Consider the following 16,300-nt stretch of genomic DNA (forward strand, 5'->3'; position numbering starts at 1 on the left):
GGGTGGGGGCCGTGGACGTACGCGAGCAGCTGGCGCAGGCCCGCCGTGAGCGGACCGAGGCGACCGACCGGCTCCTGCAGGAGGCGTTCGAGGCCGTCGCCTCCGATCACGAGACGGGTCTGGCCCTCGTGGCCCTCGGCGGCTACGGTCGCGGCCTGCTGTCGCCGCACAGCGACGTGGACGTCGTCCTGGTCCACGCCGGACACGTCGCCGCCGACGAGGTCGACGCGATCGCCGGCCGCCTCTGGACGGCGCTGTGGGACGCGAAGGTGCCGATCGACCAGTCGGTCCGGTCGCTCGACCAGATGGCCGAGCTCGCCCGTGAGGACTTCCGGGTCGCGATGGGGGTCATCGACGCGCGCCTGGTCGCCGGTGACGGGGGAGTCGTCGTCGCGCTGCGGTCGACCGTCCTGACCGGCTGGCGCCGCGATGCCAAGCGGCACCTGGCGGCCGTGCGCGCGGACCGCGACGCCCGGCTCGGCCGCTCGGGCTGGCTCGCCTACGAGGCCGTCCCCGACCTCAAGAGCTCCGGCGGCGGGCTGCGTGACGCCGTACTGATGCGCGCGATCGCCGCGACGTGGCTCGTCGACGTCCCCGCGGTCGACGTCGCCCAGCTGACCGACGAGCTGCTCGACGTGCGGGATGTCCTGCACGAGGTGGGCGGACGCCGCAACGACCGCCTGCTGCCCGACCTGATCCCCGAGATCGCCGCGCGGCTCGAGCTCGCGCCGGTCGACCTCGACCTGCACGTGCGCGACGTCGGGCGCCGGCTCGACCACCTCGTCGCCCGCGCCTGGCGGCGCATCGACGTCGTCGCCCGCGACCCGCACCGCCGGCTCGGCAGCAGTGGACCGGTCATCGAGCGCCTCGCGGCCGGGGTGGGTGCGCTCGACGGCGAGATCGTGCTGACGGCCGACGCCGATCCCGCCGGCGACCCCGAGCTGCTGTTCCGCACGGCGGCCGTCGCGGCCCGACGCGAGCAGCCGATCAACGAGGCCTCGCTGAACCGGCTCGCCCGCGACGTCGAGTGGGGGCAGGAGCCGTTCGCCGCGTCGACCCATCGCTGGCTCGTGGACCTGCTCTCGACGGGCCGCCGGCTCGTCCCGGTGTGGCTCCAGCTGGACTTCGCGGGACTCGTCGACACGTTCCTGCCCGAATGGGGCGGCATCCGGCTGCGCGGCTCGTCCTCGCCGGTGCACCGCTACACGGTCGACCGGCACAGCCTCGAGGCGTGCGTCAACGCCGACGAGCTGAACCGCCACGTCGCGCGGCCCGACCTGCTCGCCGCCGCCGGGATCCTGCACGACGTCGGCAAGGCGTTGTCCGGCGACCACAGCGAGGTGGGCGAGCCGATGGCCGCCGAGGTGGCGCTGCGCTGGGGCTTCGACGCGGCGGACGCCCGCACGATCGGCCTGCTCGTACGCCATCACCTGCTGCTGCCGACGATCGCGACCCGTCGCGACATCGAGGACCCGGTCACGGCGGCCAACGTCGCCGAGCTCGTCGAGACCGAGGACTTCCTCGACCTGCTGGCGGCGCTCACGGCATGCGACGCGCTCGCCACCGGCCCGTCGGCCTGGACCGACTGGCGCCGGGGCCTCATCGAGGGGCTCGTCGAGAAGGTGCGCGTCCACCTGCGCGGGGAGACGCCGCAGGCGCCGGCCGACTACACGGGCTGGCCGCCGAGCATCCCCCTGCCGGCGGCGGGTGCCATGGGGCCGCACGACTTCACGCTGGCCGCCGAACCGCACCACGAGGGCTCGCTGCTGACGATCATCTCGGCGAACCGTCCGGGCGTGCTGGCCGATCTGGCGGGCGGGCTCACGGTGTCGGGTCTCAACATCCGCTCGTGCCGCATCGTCACGGTGGGCGACGCGGCGGCCTCGCTGTGGGAGGTGACCCGCCCCGACGTGGACGCGGTCGCCCTGACCGAGCGGATGCGCCCCGCGCTCGACGGTCGCCTCGACCTCGCCGCGAGGTTGTCGTACTCGCTCGCGCGCGACGAGTACGAGCCGCGGGTGACGGTGCTGGACGCGATGGAGCAGACCGCGACCCTGCTGGAGGTTCGCGCCCTCGACCGGCGTGGACTGATGTGGACGGTGTGCCACACGATCTCCAGCCTCGGCCACCACATCCGCTCCGCGCACGTCACGACGTACGGCGACGAGGTGCGGGACGTCTTCTACGTCACCGACGGCGAGAACCTCGCGCTGTACGACGAGCCGGCACAGGAACTGCGCGCCGCCCTGCACATGGCGCTCGGCTAGGCTTGAGGCCTATGTTCGATTCGCTGCAGGACCGGCTCCAGTCGGCATTCAAGGGACTCCGTGGCAAGGGCAAGCTGTCCGAGGCCGACATCGACGCGGTCGCCCGCGAGATCCGCGTCGCGCTGCTCGACGCCGACGTGGCCGTGCCCGTCGTGCGCGAGTTCGTCGCCAACGTCAAGGAGCGCGCTCGCGGCTCCGAGGTCAGCCAGGCGCTCAACCCCGCCCAGCAGGTCATCAAGATCGTCAACGACGAGCTGGTGCGCATCCTCGGTGGCGAGACCCGCCGGATCCGGTACGCCAAGAACCCGCCCACCGTCATCATGCTCGCGGGCCTGCAGGGTGCGGGCAAGACGACGCTCGCCGGCAAGCTCGGCCGCTGGCTCAAGGAGCAGGGCCACTCGCCGATGCTCGTCGCGGCGGACCTGCAGCGACCCAATGCCGTCACGCAGCTGAAGGTCGTCGGGGAGCAGGCCGGCGTCACGGTGTTCGCGCCCGAGGCCGGCAACGTCGGCACGGCGCAGTCCTCCCCGGGCCAGTCGGCATCGGGCACCCAGAGCATCGGCGATCCCGTCCAGGTCGCCCGCGACGCGGTCGCGGAGGCCCGTCGCTCGCTGCACGACGTCGTCGTCATCGACACCGCCGGCCGGCTGGCGATCGACGCCGAGCTGATGAAGCAGGCCGCCGACATCCGGGCGGCGACGAACCCCGACGAGGTGCTGTTCGTCATCGACGCGATGATCGGCCAGGACGCCGTCGGCACCGCCGAGGCGTTCCTCGAGGGCGTCGACTTCACCGGCGTCGTGCTCTCCAAGCTCGACGGCGACGCGCGCGGCGGCGCGGCCCTGTCGGTCCGCTCGGTCACAGGCCGGCCGATCATGTTCGCGTCGACGGGCGAGAAGCTCGACGAGTTCGACGTCTTCCACCCCGACCGCATGGCCTCGCGCATCCTCGACATGGGCGACATGCTCACCCTGATCGAGCAGGCCGAGAAGGCCTTCGACGCCGACGAGGCCGCCAAGGCCGCCGAGAAGGTCGCCGGCGGCTCGTTCACGCTGGCCGACTTCCTGGCGCAGATGGAGCAGCTGTCGAAGCTCGGCTCGATGTCGAAGATGATCGGCATGCTGCCGGGCATGGGCCAGTTCAAGGACCAGTTGGCCAACTTCGACGACAAGGACATCGACAAGATCAAGGCGATCATCCGGTCGATGACGCCCGCCGAGCGTGACAACCCCAAGATCATCGACGGATCGCGGCGCGCCCGCATCGCGCGTGGCTCGGGCACGCAGGTCAGCGACGTCAACCAGCTCGTCTCCCGGTTCTTCGAGGCCGCCAAGATGATGCAGCGGATGGCCCAGGGTGGCGGCGTCCCCGGAATGCCCGGGATGCCCGGACTCGGCGGTGGCAAGCGTGCCGGTGCCCGCCAGCCCAAGCAGGTCAAGAACAAGAAGGGCAAGCGCGTCTCCGGCAACCCGGCCAAGCGTGCCGCGGCGCAGGTCGAGCCTGCCAAGCCCGCAGCGGGTGCGGGCGCCTTCGGCTTCGACCAGGCCGCCGCCGACGACTTCGAGTTGCCGAAGGAACTGCGCGACCTGCTCTGAGGTCACGTCCCGCTCGACGGGCCAAGCCCGTGTGACCTGCGTAACATCCGAATCATGAGGCCGCCTTTGGTCGTGGTGATGGGGATCTCCGGGGTGGGGAAGTCGGCGGTGGGTCACGCGGTGGCCGACCGGGCGGGCGTCGGCTACGCCGACGGCGACGACTACCACCCGCAGGAGAACATCGACAAGATGTCGGCGGGGACACCGCTGACCGACGAGGACCGCTGGCCCTGGCTCGACGTGATCGGGCAGTGGCTCGCCGAGCACGACGAGGCCGGTGGCGTCATCAGCTGCTCGGCCCTGCGCCGCGTCTACCGCGACGTGCTGACGAAGCACGCGCCGCGCACGACGTTCCTGCACCTCGTGGGCGACCACGCGCTGATCCTGTCGCGCATGCAGGGCCGTGAGCACTTCATGCCGGTCTCCCTGCTGGAGTCCCAGGAGGCGACGCTCGAGCCGCTCGATCCCGACGAGCACGGCGTCGTCTTCGACGTCACCGACACACCGGACATGATCGCGGCCGCGTTCCTGGTCTGGTTGCGCACCGAGGAGGACCTCACATGATCTCGACGTACGCGTTCGCCGACCAGCCCGAGGCGGTCGCCGGCACGGGCCAGCTGATCGCCGCCGCCCTGATCGGCATCGCGGTGATCGTCGTGCTGATCACGGTCGCGAAGCTGCACCCGTTCCTGAGCCTGACGCTGGGATCGCTCGTCGTCGGCGCGATCGCCGGTCGACCCATGGAAGACGTGGTCGCGAGCTTCAGCACGGGCGTCGGCACGACCGTCGCGGGCGTCGGCATGCTGATCGCGCTCGGCGCGATGTTCGGCAAGCTGCTCGCCGACTCCGGGGGAGCCGACCAGATCGTCGACACGATCATCGGCAAGTCGTCGGACCGCATGCTGCCGTGGGCGATGGCGGGCATCGGTGCGCTGATCGGGCTGCCGATGTTCTTCGAGATCGGCCTCGTCCTGCTGATGCCCGTGATCTTCCTGGTCGCGCGCCGCTCCGGGAAGTCGCTCATCTCGCTGGGCATCCCGGCGCTCGCGGGCCTGTCGGCGATGCACGGGTTCGTGCCCCCGCATCCCGGACCGCTCGTGGCCGTCGACGCCCTCGGCGCGGACCTCGGCCTCACGCTCGCGCTCGGCGTCCTCGTCGCGATCCCGACGATCATCGTCTCCGGCCCGCTCTTCGCAAAGGTCGCCGACCGCTGGGTCGACGTCCCGACCCCGGAGCTGTTCGCCGCCGACGAGGAGGACCGGGGCGGCACGCGGCCGTCGTTCGGGTTGACGTTCGCCACGGTGCTGCTGCCGGTCGTGCTGATGCTGGCCAAGACGGTGGCCGACATCGTCGACGCCGAGGGCCTGCTGCGGTCGACCCTGGACTTCATCGGCACGCCGCTGATCGCGTTGCTGCTGTCCGTCCTCGTGGCGATGTTCACGCTGGGCCGCGCCGGCGGCATGGAATGGCAGAAGATCATGGACAGCGTCGGCGCCTCGCTCGGCCCGATCGCGGGCATCGTCTTCATCGTCGGCGCCGGCGGCGGCTTCAAGCAGACCCTCGTCGACACGGGCATCGCCCAGGTCATCGCCGAGTGGGCCGAGGACACCGATTTCTCGGTGCTCGTGCTCGCGTGGATCGTGGCCGTGCTGATCCGTCTCGCGACCGGGTCGGCGACCGTCGCCACCGTCACCGCGTCGGGCATCATGGCACCGCTGGCCGAAGGGCTCAGCACCCCCGAGGTCTCGTTGCTCGTGCTGGCGATCGGCGCCGGCTCGGTGTTCTTCAGCCACGTCAACGACGCCGGCTTCTGGCTCGTGAAGGAGTACTTCGGCATGTCCGTCGGCCAGACGATCAAGACGTGGTCGCTCATGGAAACCGTGCTCTCCGTGGCGGGTCTCATCTGTGTCCTGTTGCTCGGCCTCGTAGTGTGATCAGGTGCTGATCGCCCTGCTGGGCCGGTATCTGGGCCCCTACCGGTGGCCCGTGCTGGTCGTGTGCTTCTTCCAACTCGTCCAGACCCTCGCGACCCTGTACCTGCCGGGCCTCAACGCCGACATCATCGACCAGGGCGTGACGCAGGGCGACACCGATTACATCCTGCGCGTCGGCGCGCTCATGCTGGCCGTGACGGTCGTGCAGGTGGTGTGCAACGTGATCGCCGTCTACATCGGCTCGCGCGTCGCGATGGCCGTCGGCCGCGACCTGCGCGCGGGCGTGTTCTCCCGGGTCGAGTCCTTCGGGAGCCAGGAGATCGCCACGTTCGGGGCGCCGACCCTCATCACCCGCAACACCAACGACGTCCAGCAGGTCCAGCTGCTGCTGTTCATGGGCCTGACGATGCTCGTCGCGGCGCCCATCACCGGCATCGGCGGCCTCGTCATGGCGCTGCGCGAGGACGTGCCGCTCTCGGCGGTCTTCCTCGTCGTGCTGCCCGTCCTGTTGATCAGCCTGGCCCTCATCATCCGCCGGATGCGGCCGCTGTTCCGGGTCATGCAGGGACGCATCGACTCGCTCAACCAGATCATGCGCGAGCAGATCACCGGCGTCCGCGTCGTGCGCACGTTCGTCCGCGAGGACCGCGAGGCCCAGCGCTTCGGCGACGCGAACGAGGCGAACCGCGAGGTCGCGGTGGCCGTGGGCCGGCTCATGAGCACGTTCTTCCCGCTCCTGATGGGGATCATGAACCTGTCGGTCGTGCTCGTGCTGTGGTGGGGCGCCGCGCGCGTCGGTGCCGGTGACCTGCAGATCGGTCAGCTCACCGCGTTCCAGCAGTACCTGATCCAGACCCTCATGGCCGTCATGATGGCGACCTTCATGTTCATGCTGTGGCCGCGCTCGGAGGTGTCGGCCGAGCGGATCATGGAGGTGCTCGAGACCGAGCCCGCGATCGATCTGCGGCCCGACGTGGCCCCGATCGACCTGATCGGCGGTCGCGTCGACGTCGAGGACGCGAGCTTCTCGTATCCCGGTGCGGAGCAGCCCGTCGTCGAGGGCGTGTCGTTCGTGGCCCGGCCCGGCGAGACGACGGCCATCGTCGGCTCGACCGGCAGCGGCAAGACGACTCTGCTCGGCCTGGTCGCGCGCCTGTTCGACGTGACGGCCGGCCGCGTCGCGATCGACGGGCACGACGTACGCGACGTCCGCCCGGCCGACGTGTGGGCCAGCCTCGGCCTCGTCCCGCAGAAGGCGCTGCTGTTCACGGGCACGATCGCGAGCAACCTGCGGTTCGGCAAGGTCGACGCGACCGAGGACGAGCTGTGGGACGCGCTGCGGATCGCGCAGGCCGAGGACTTCGTGCGGTCCCTGCCCGAGGGCCTCGACGCCCCCGTGTCACAGGGCGGCACCAACTTCTCCGGTGGTCAACGCCAACGCCTGGCGATCGCGCGGGCGATCGTGAAGCGACCACGGGTCTACCTGTTCGACGACTCGTTCTCGGCGCTCGACTACTCCACCGACGCGGCACTGCGGGCGGCGCTGCGACCCGTCACGCAGGACGCGGCCGTCGTGATCGTCGCCCAGCGGATCAGCACGATCCGGCACGCCGAGCGGATCGTCGTGCTCGACGAGGGACACGTCGTCGGCACCGGCACGCACGACAGCCTGATGGCCGACTGCGGGGTCTACCGCGAGATCGTCCTGTCCCAGTTGTCCGAGGAGGAGGCGTCATGAGCTGGCGCGGAAGCCCCCAGCAGCCGGCGAAGGCGACCGACTTCAAGGCGACGTTTCGGCGCGTCATGCGGCGGCTGCTGCGCGACCGCACGAAGGTGTGGGGGCTGCTGTCGTTCGGCGTCCTGGGTGTCGCGCTCTCGGTCACCGGGCCGAAGGTGCTCGGCCACGCGACCGACGTGATCTTCGACGGCTTCGTCTCGAGCCAGTTCCCCGCTGGGTCGACGCAGGACGAGGTCGTGGCGGGGCTGCGCGCCGACGGTCAGGACCAGATGGCCGACATGGTCGCCTCCCTGAACCTCAACCCCGGCCACGGCATCGACATGGGCCTGCTCGCGTCGATCCTGGCCATCGTGTCGGTCATCTACCTCGTCGCCTCGCTGTTCATGTGGCTGCAGGGCGTGCTCGCCACGACCGTCGTGCAGCGGATGGTCGCCGACCTGCGCAACGACGTCGAGGAGCAGCTGAACCACCTGCCGCTGTCGTACCTCGACCGCCAGGAGCGCGGCGAGATCATGTCCCGCACGACGAACGACCTGGACAACCTCGCGCAGTCGCTGCAGCAGACGCTCAGCCAGCTGATCACGAGCATCCTCACCGTCGTCGGCACCGTCGCGATGATGCTGTGGATCTCGCCGCTGCTCACTGTGATCGCCCTCGTGACGATCCCGGTGGCGGCGGTCATCACGGGTCTGGTCATGAAGCGCTCCCAGCCGCAGTTCATCGCGCAGTGGAGCCAGACCGGACGGCTGAACGCCCACGTCGAGGAGTCCTTCACGGGCCACGAGGTGGTCAAGGTGTTCGGCCGCCAGGAGGCCGCCCAGGAGAAGTTCGACGGCACGAACGACGCGCTGTTCGGCGCGGCGTTCAAGGCGCAGTTCATCTCGGGCGTGATCCAGCCGCTCATGATGTTCGTGTCGAACCTGAACTACGTGCTGGTCGCCGTCGTGGGTGGCCTGCAGGTCGCGTCGGGCTCGCTGTCGATCGGCTCGGTGCAGGCCTTCATCCAGTACTCGCGCCAGTTCACGCAGCCGCTCACCCAGGTCGCGTCCATGGTGAACCTGCTGCAGTCGGGGATGGCGTCGGCCGAGCGGGTGTTCGCGCTGCTCGACCAGACGCGCGAGTCGCCCGATGCCCAGGACGCCCCGCACCCGGACCCGCTGCGCGGCCGGGTCGTGTTCGACCACGTCGACTTCTCGTACACCGACGAGCCGCTCATCGAGGACCTGTCGCTGGTCGCCGAGCCCGGTCAGACCGTCGCGATCGTCGGACCGACGGGGGCGGGCAAGACCACGCTCACCAACCTGCTGCTGCGCTTCTACGAGTTGAACGGCGGCCGCATCACGCTCGACGGCGTCGACATCGCGCAGATGAGCCGGCGCGAGCTGCGCGACGACTTCGGTGTCGTGCTGCAGGACACGTGGCTGTTCACCGGCACGATCCGCGAGAACATCGCGTACGGCGCCGACGACCCGACGGAGGAGCAGATCCTCGCGGCGGCGAAGGCTGCCTCGGTCGACCACTTCGTCCGGACGCTGCCCGACGGGTACGACACGGTGATCGGCGACGACGGCGGGGGAGTCAGCGCCGGCCAGCGCCAGCTGCTGACGATCGCGCGCGCGTTCCTGGCGGACCCGGCGATCCTCGTGCTCGACGAGGCCACGAGCTCGGTCGACACCCGCACCGAGGCGCTCGTGCAGACCGCGATGGAGGGGCTGCGCGCGGGTCGGACGAGCTTCGTCGTCGCGCACCGACTCTCCACGATCCGCGACGCGAACCTGATCGTGGTGATGGAGGCCGGGCACATCGTGGAGCAGGGCACCCACGACGAGCTGATCGCCGCCGGGGGCGCCTACCAGCGCCTCTACGCGGCCCAGTTCGCCGAGCCGGTGGGCGGCCGGTAGCGCGTGGCGTCCGGGGTTCCGTCCGCCCGATAGGCTGGCAGGGTGTCCACCCAGCCTGTTCTCGCCGTCATCGGACGTCCCAATGTCGGCAAGTCGACCTTGGTCAACCGCATCATCGGACGCCGTGAGGCCGTCGTGGAGGACATCCCGGGCGTGACCCGCGACCGCGTCTCCTACGACGCGGTGTGGAACGGGCGGGCGTTCACCGTCGTCGACACCGGCGGCTGGGACCCCGATGCGAAGGGCATGGCCGAGCGCATCGCCGCCCAGGCCGAGGTCGCGATCCAGGTCGCCGACGCGATCCTGTTCGTCGTCGACGCGCGGGTCGGGGCCACCGACATCGACGACAAGGTCGTCAAGCTGCTCCGCGCGTCGGGCAAGCCCGTGGTCGTCGCGGCGAACAAGGTCGACGACCAGAAGGCCGAGCTCGAGGCCGGTGCGCTGTGGAACCTGGGCCTCGGCCAGCCGTACGCCGTCTCGGCGCTGCACGGCCGTGGCAGCGGTGACCTGCTCGACGCGATCCTCGAGGCGCTGCCCGAGGCGCCAGAGGAGGACTACGAGGAGGTCCGCGGTCCGCGTCGCGTCGCGATCGTCGGCAAGCCAAACGTCGGCAAGTCCAGCCTGCTCAACAAGTTCGCCGGCGAGGAGCGCGTCGTCGTCGACAACGCCTCGGGCACGACCGTCGATCCGGTCGACGAGATCGTCCAGCTGGGAGGTCGCGAGTGGGTCTTCATCGACACCGCCGGCATCCGCAAGCGCGTCAAGACGGCGTCGGGCCACGAGTACTACGCGAGCCTGCGCACCTCCGCCGCGATCGAACGCGCCGAGGTCGCGGTCATGGTGATCGACTCCAGCGAGTCCATCTCCGAGCAGGACCTGCGGATCCTGAACTCGATCGAGGAGACCGGCCGCGCCGTCGTGCTGGCCTTCAACAAGTGGGACCTCGTCGACGACGAGCGCCGCTTCTACCTCGAGCGTGAGATCGAGCGTGATCTCGTGCAGATCCCGTGGGCGCCGCGGATCAACGTCGCCGCCCGCACCGGCTGGCACATCGACCGCCTCGTGCGTGCGCTCGATGCCGCGCTCGAGGGTTGGGAGACCCGCGTGTCCACCGGCGCGCTGAACGCGTTCCTGGGCCGGCTCGTGTCGGAGCACCCGCACCCGGTCCGCGGCGGCAAGCAGCCCAAGATCCTGTTCGGCACGCAGGCGTCCACCGCGCCGCCGACCTTCGTGCTGTTCACGTCCGGCAAGCTCGAGGCGGGCTACCTGCGGTTCATCGAGCGGCGGCTGCGCGAGGAGTTCGGCTTCGTCGGCAGCCCCATCCACCTGCAGCAGCGTCCGAGGAAGAAGCGCGAGCGCCGCTGATGCGCTCGCCCGTCCCGGACTATCTTGCCGAGGTCCTCGACGCCTGCGCTGACGTCACCGACGGCGCGCCCGCGGACTACATCCCCGAGCTCGCCGGCGCGGATCCGTCGCTGGCGGCACTGGCCCTCGCGACGGTCGACGACGCCGTGCATGCCGCGGGCGACGACGCCCACCGGTTCACGATCCAGTCGATGTCCAAGCCGTTCGCCTACGCGCTGGCCATCGAGAAGCTGGGCCTGAAGGCCGTCCTCGACACGATCGACGTCGAGCCGTCGGGGGAGGCGTTCAACGAGGTCTCGCTGGATCCGCAGACGGGGCATCCGCGCAACCCGATGGTGAACGCGGGCGCGATCGCGACGCATGCCCTCGTCGGCTCGTTCGACGAGTTCGCCGACTTCGCCTCCCGGCTGGCCGGGCGACCGTTGGCGGTCGACGAGACGGTGTTCGAGTCCGAGCTGGGCACGACGCACCGCAACCTCGCGCTGGCGCACCTGATGGCCGCCCACGGCATCGTCTCCGATCCGGTCGCGGCGGTCCGCGGCTACGTGCGGCAGTGCTCGCTGCTCGTGGACGTGACCGACCTGGCCGTGATGGCGGCGACGCTGGCCAATGGTGGCGTCCAGCCGCGCACGGGCGAGGTGCTCATGTCGGAGCAGACCGTGCGCCAGGTGCTCAGCGTCATGACGACGTGCGGCATGTACGACGCTGCCGGCGACTGGCTCAGCACGGTCGGGATCCCGGCCAAGAGTGGAGTCTCCGGAGGGATCATCGGCGTCCTTCCCGGCCAGGTGGGCATTGCCGTGTTCTCGCCGTCGCTGGACGGCCACGGCAACAGCGCGCGCGGCGTCGCGATGATGCGCCGGCTGTCGCAGGATATGGGCATGCACCTGATGAACCCGGGACGTCCGTCGCGGTCGGCGCTGCACGAGGTGCGGGTCGAGGGCGACGTCACGACGTACGTCCTGCAGGGCGACCTGCTGTTCGCGAGCGCCGAGTCGCTCATCGGCCACCTGGTCGACAACCCGCCGACGACACCGCAGGTCCGCTTCGACCTCTCGCGGGTCGACGAGGTCACCGACGTCGGGCGGCGGATGGCCGCCGAGGCCGGGCGGCGTCTGGAGCTGGACGGGCTCGCCGTCTCGATCATCCGCGACTGATCAGGCGGCTGGCCGCCCGGTCACCCGCCGGTCGAGCTCAGGTCGTAGGTCAGCCAGACGGACCCGTTGGGCGTCGGCGCCGCGCTCACGAGCCGCAGCCGGCGGAGCGCCTGGACGTCGGAGAAGAGTCGGCGTCCCGAGGGATCGAGCGTCGGACCTACAGCCAGGTGCAGCTCGTCGACCAGACCGTCGGCGAGCAACGACTGCGCGAGCTGGATGCTGCCGTGGACCCCGATGTCGCCGCCGGGCCGGGCCACGAGCTCGGCGATGATCTCGCGCAGTGCTCCACTGAACGTCTCGACCTCGCCCCACCCGCGGGTCAGCGCCGTCGACGTCACGACGTACTTGCGCACCCCGTTGATGAAGTCGGCGAAGGGCTGCTCCTGCGAGGTCGGCCAGTATCCCGACCACTCGTCGTAGGTGTTCCGGCCGAGCAGCACCGCATCCTGGCGGTCCGTCATGGCCGCCTCCAACGACGCGAGCACCGGATCGAGAGCCGGCGCCCCGTGGTGGTCGACCTGGTCGTCCGGGAAGTAGGCGCCGGGTCGGTCGACCGCCCCGTCGAGCGAGGTCAGCGTGTAGAGAACGAGCTTTCGTCCACCCATGGATTCCACCGTGCCACAGCGCGCCGGCACCCCGCCATCACGCGGATCGTGCGATGTAGAAGTCGCACACGACGGTGGCCGGTGGGTACGAGTGGTATCGCTCGACGTGCCGGGTCGGCGGGTCGAGGTGGTGGTCGTCGAGGTGACCATGCGACTTCATGTTGTGGTGCTTTCGGCACAGGCATCGGAGGTTCCGGCCGACGGTCTCGCCGCCTGAGTCGTAGGCCTTCGCGTGGTCGAGGTCGGTCTCGTACACCGGTGCTCGGCACCCGGCGACGCGGCAGGTGCCGTCGCGCCAGCGCAGGGCCTGTCGGAGAGACTCGGGAGGTCGGTAGGCCAGGACGGTCGTGTCGAGGACCTCGCCGACCGGGTCGAGCACCAACCGTCGGAACACCGTGTGTTCGGACTGCGCGAGCTCGCGGATCCAGGCGTTGCCGAGCGGTTCGCCGTCGCGGGTGAAGCCGGGTCCGTCGGTCAGTCCGATCAGGTCGCTCGCGGGGATCGAGATGGCGATCTCGGCGCGGATCTCGGTCTCGGTGCCGGTGCAGCTGGTGAGCCAGTGACCGAGCAGGTCGGCCTGCTTCTGGTCACGGGTGCGCCCGTCGATCTCACCGGTGTCCGGATCGACCGGTGGCAATGCCTTCGCCGCGCGACGGAGTCGATCGGCGGCCGCGATCGCGACGCCCGTCGGCAGCAGCGCGTACAGCCAGGACGTGCCGTCGTCGTTGTGGTTCACCGCGACGCGCCGCTCGTCGACCGCCCGCGCGGTCTCGGCGGCGGTCTGCTCGGGTTCGAGCCGGGCCCGCAGCCGCCGCAACCACGCCCGCAGCTCACCGACGGTGTGCTCGGCCGCGTAGGCGGGCGCGGTGTTCTCGAGCCGGGCCCAGCTGGCGGGATCCCGCAGCCGCTCGGCGCAGTCGGCGATCGCCGCCGCTCGGGCCGCGTCGATGTCACCGACCTCGAAGGCCGCCCACACGCGCGGCGTCCGCTCGCGCAGCGTGGCGGCGTCCGAGACGATCGCCCACACTCGGGCCTCCGTCACGCGCAGGCCGCGCGCGAGGTCGAGGGTGACCTCACGGCGCGCCAGTTCCTTCGACAGCGCGATCTCGTCGGACCGGTCGATCTGCGCGACGCGACGCTCGTGGTGGTCCGCCACGAACGCCCACTCCTCGAACTCGCCGACGGCGCGGCGACGCCGCGCCAGGTCGCACAGTCCGTCGAGCTCCGAAGCCATGCACCCAATCTAGTGAGCCCCACCGACAGAATTCGTGCGACGGTGGATCGGCTCGTTCGCGCACCTAGGATCGAGGTCGTGCCCCCGCGATCTCCACTGCCGCCCCGTCACGGGCTGGCGGCGGCGTGGATGCGGACGCCCGATCGGGACCCGCAGGGCGCGCCGTGGCCGACGATGTCCGCATGGCTCGAGCACCGGATGGCGGCGCATGCCGACGTGCTCGACATGGTCAGGCACGAACGATTCGTCTACGACGACCTGTCGCCGGTGAGGGAGGACGACCCCTACGCGCCGCACACCTTCGTCTGGTTCCACCGCGACCTGCGCGAGGAGGTCGAGGTCCCCGGCAGGATCGGCATGCTGCACCGCGACGACAGGCTCGTCGTCGTCGACAAGCCGGCCTTCCTCTCGACGATCCCGCGCGGCCGGCACGTGCTGCAGAGCGTCGTCGTGCGGCTCCGCGCCGAACTCGACCTGCCCGAGCTCACTCCGCTGCATCGACTCGATCGGGTGACCTCCGGCGTTCTGGTGTTGGCGACCGAGCGTCGCTGGCGCGGGCCCTACCAGTCGCTCTTCGAGCAGCGGCAGGTGCAGAAGACGTACCGCGCCCTCGCGCCGTGGCAGGAGGCGCTCGAGTCGCCGGTCGTGGTCCGCAACCATCTGCGCAAGGACCGTGGCGCGCTCCGCGCCGAGGTCGTCCCCGACGCCCCGGTCAACGCGGAGACCGTGATCGAGATGGAGTCGCGGCTCGGCGACCTCGCCGTCTACAAGGTCTCGCCGACGACGGGCCGCACGCACCAGCTGCGCTTCCACCTGGCCAGCCTCGGGAGTCCGATCGTCGGCGACCCGCTCTACCCGACGGTCGTCGACGTGTCGGTGGACGACTTCTCCCACCCCCTCCAGCTGCTCGCGAGCGAGCTCGCGTTCACCGATCCGGTGGACGGCGCCGAGCGCCGGTTCGTCAGCCGGTTGACGTTCCCGTTGGGCTCGGACGACGACGTGTGACGGTCGATCGGTGGTCAGGTGCGCACGAAGGCCAGGACCGCGAGGACGCGGCGATTGCTGGTGGCATCGGGATGGAGCTCGAGCTTCGTGAAGATCGCGCTGACGATGGGCTCCACCGTCTTGATGCTCAGGTGCAGCTCGTCGCAGATGGCCGCGTTCGAGAGACCGCGCGCCATGAGCTCCAGGACGTCGCGCTCACGAGGGCTGAGACCTTCGAGATGACCGGCCCGGCGTTGGCGGGCGATCACGTCCGAGACGGTGAGGTGGTCGATCACGAGTGCGGCCTGGGCGGCGAGGTCGTCGAGGAGCCGGTCCTCGGCGCGGGAGAGCCGCCCCGACCCGGACCGGTCGAGGGTCAGGGCTCCGACCACGGCACCGCCGCTCGACACGGCACGCACGTGGAGGTCGGGCGAGCCGAGCAGGGTCGCCAGACTGCTCGGAGGGACGTCCTCGCCGGTCTCGGGCCACACCCCCACGGCATGGAGGTCCTGTTCGGAGCCCATCCACAGGGTGGCTCCAGCCGCTGAGGTGGCCTGCGCGGCCGCCGTGGCGATGTCGGTGGGCAGGTCTTGGGAACCGGACCCCGTGCGGGACAGCCAGGTCAGCGCGGAGTAGGAGGCGAGGTGCTGACCGTGGACGATCGCCCATCCGGCGGTCACCGGAATGAGCGTGGCGGCGAAGAGTCCGGGCACCGGCGTGTGCCAGATCGCCAGGCCCGTGACGAGCGCCGCGATCGAGATCGCCGCAGCTCCGACGAGCCACGCCACCTGGCGCCGGACGTGGCCGTCCGACGACCGCCACCGCGCCACGAGGGCGAGCACCCACAGGGCCTGGAACGCGAAGAACGTCGGATGCGCGATCGCGGACCAGACGTTGGCCACGAACGGGGGTGTGGTGGCATGGATCGGATGGGGCGTGACCACGCCGACCGACGCGTAGCCGACCGGCCAGGTCGCCGAGAGCGTGGCGCAGACCACCGTCAGCGCCACGACGACCGCCACCACCGGTCGCCAGCGAGCGGAAGGCAGCCGGCCGTCGGGGAAGTGGATCACCGCGAACGTCGTGAGCGCCACCGCGACGACGAGGGGCCACACGCCCAGCCAGCCCCACCATGGACTCGTCCCCGGGTCGGGCGCGTGGCCCACCTGACGGCCGAGGAACATGACGCCCTCGACCACGCCGGCGCTCAGGAGCAGCAGTCCCTCACGGTGCCGGGGACGCTCGAAGAGCACGTAGGCTCCCACGGCCGTTAGGGCCAGGGCCAGCAGGCCGTTGTGCAGATTGGCGAGCCAGATCCCTCGGGCCAGCCCGAGGGCGACCATGACGACGACGAGGCTCAGGAGCAGGAGCGGCGCCAGGCCGCGGAGTCCCCGCGGATCCGAACGGGTCACCCATTCATCGTGGCACGGCATCGCCCGGCACGGTCCGGGGTTTTCCCTGAATCTCGGGTCCAGGGTCAACCCCGGCGCGCTCGGCGGGTCGAACCGTCGAGGGTGGCG

The 16,300-nt window shown here is 70.7% G+C and carries 12 protein-coding genes; 9 read left to right on the top strand and 3 right to left on the bottom strand.

Going from position 1 to position 16,300, the window contains the following annotated elements; translation table 11 throughout:
• Nucleotides 1-11 precede the first annotated feature (11 nt).
• The 8 genes from ACT26F_RS05140 to glsA are packed head-to-tail and all read left to right on the top strand — an operon-like array spanning nucleotide 12 to nucleotide 11,957.
• Nucleotides 12-2,267, top strand: a complete 2,256-nt coding sequence (locus ACT26F_RS05140) for a [protein-PII] uridylyltransferase (protein ID WP_471669421.1) — start codon at nucleotides 12-14, stop codon at nucleotides 2,265-2,267.
• Between the two features lie 11 nt (nucleotides 2,268-2,278).
• A complete protein-coding gene (ffh, locus tag ACT26F_RS05145; RefSeq protein WP_471669422.1) occupies nucleotides 2,279-3,862 on the top strand; it encodes a signal recognition particle protein in 1,584 nt (527 codons plus the stop codon).
• 54 nt (nucleotides 3,863-3,916) lie between these two features.
• Nucleotides 3,917-4,426, top strand: coding sequence for a gluconokinase (locus ACT26F_RS05150; RefSeq protein WP_471669423.1), 510 nt, complete (start codon nucleotides 3,917-3,919; stop codon nucleotides 4,424-4,426).
• Entirely contained in the window at nucleotides 4,423-5,796 is a 1,374-nt protein-coding gene (locus ACT26F_RS05155; RefSeq protein WP_471669424.1) for a GntP family permease, read from the top strand. The genes ACT26F_RS05150 and ACT26F_RS05155 overlap by 4 nt, the downstream gene beginning before the upstream one ends.
• 4 nt (nucleotides 5,797-5,800) lie before the next feature.
• Nucleotides 5,801-7,534, top strand: coding sequence for an ABC transporter ATP-binding protein (locus ACT26F_RS05160; protein ID WP_471669425.1), 1,734 nt, complete (start codon nucleotides 5,801-5,803; stop codon nucleotides 7,532-7,534).
• Entirely contained in the window at nucleotides 7,531-9,435 is a 1,905-nt protein-coding gene (locus ACT26F_RS05165; RefSeq protein WP_471669426.1) for an ABC transporter ATP-binding protein, read from the top strand. Before ACT26F_RS05160 ends, ACT26F_RS05165 begins: the two co-directional genes overlap by 4 nt.
• A 42-nt stretch (nucleotides 9,436-9,477) precedes the next feature.
• Entirely contained in the window at nucleotides 9,478-10,800 is a 1,323-nt protein-coding gene (der, locus tag ACT26F_RS05170; protein ID WP_471669427.1) for a ribosome biogenesis GTPase Der, read from the top strand.
• Entirely contained in the window at nucleotides 10,800-11,957 is a 1,158-nt protein-coding gene (gene glsA, locus ACT26F_RS05175; protein ID WP_471669428.1) for a glutaminase A, read from the top strand. The genes der and glsA overlap by 1 nt, the downstream gene beginning before the upstream one ends.
• A 20-nt stretch (nucleotides 11,958-11,977) precedes the next feature.
• On the opposite strand, the gene ACT26F_RS05180 is transcribed toward glsA, so the two are convergent.
• Both ACT26F_RS05180 and ACT26F_RS05185 read right to left on the bottom strand, forming a co-directional pair.
• Nucleotides 11,978-12,562 carry a dihydrofolate reductase family protein gene (locus ACT26F_RS05180; protein WP_471669429.1) on the bottom strand — a complete coding sequence of 195 codons (585 nt, stop codon included), beginning with the start codon at nucleotides 12,560-12,562 and terminating at the stop codon, nucleotides 11,978-11,980.
• 37 nt (nucleotides 12,563-12,599) lie between these two features.
• Nucleotides 12,600-13,796 (bottom strand): HNH endonuclease signature motif containing protein, encoded by a 1,197-nt coding sequence (locus ACT26F_RS05185; protein WP_471669431.1) that lies wholly within the window; start codon nucleotides 13,794-13,796, stop codon nucleotides 12,600-12,602.
• Between the two features lie 174 nt (nucleotides 13,797-13,970).
• Here ACT26F_RS05185 and ACT26F_RS05190 point away from each other — a divergent pair, with 174 nt between their 5' ends.
• Nucleotides 13,971-14,801, top strand: a complete 831-nt coding sequence (locus tag ACT26F_RS05190; protein WP_471671653.1) for a pseudouridine synthase — start codon at nucleotides 13,971-13,973, stop codon at nucleotides 14,799-14,801.
• Between the two features lie 14 nt (nucleotides 14,802-14,815).
• Here the strand turns inward: ACT26F_RS05190 and ACT26F_RS05195 are convergent, their stop codons facing one another.
• Nucleotides 14,816-16,192, bottom strand: coding sequence for a helix-turn-helix transcriptional regulator (locus tag ACT26F_RS05195; RefSeq protein ID WP_471669432.1), 1,377 nt, complete (start codon nucleotides 16,190-16,192; stop codon nucleotides 14,816-14,818).
• Nucleotides 16,193-16,300: the final 108 nt, after the last annotated feature.

It is taken from the genome of Aeromicrobium sp. SP1 (genome assembly GCF_055663785.1).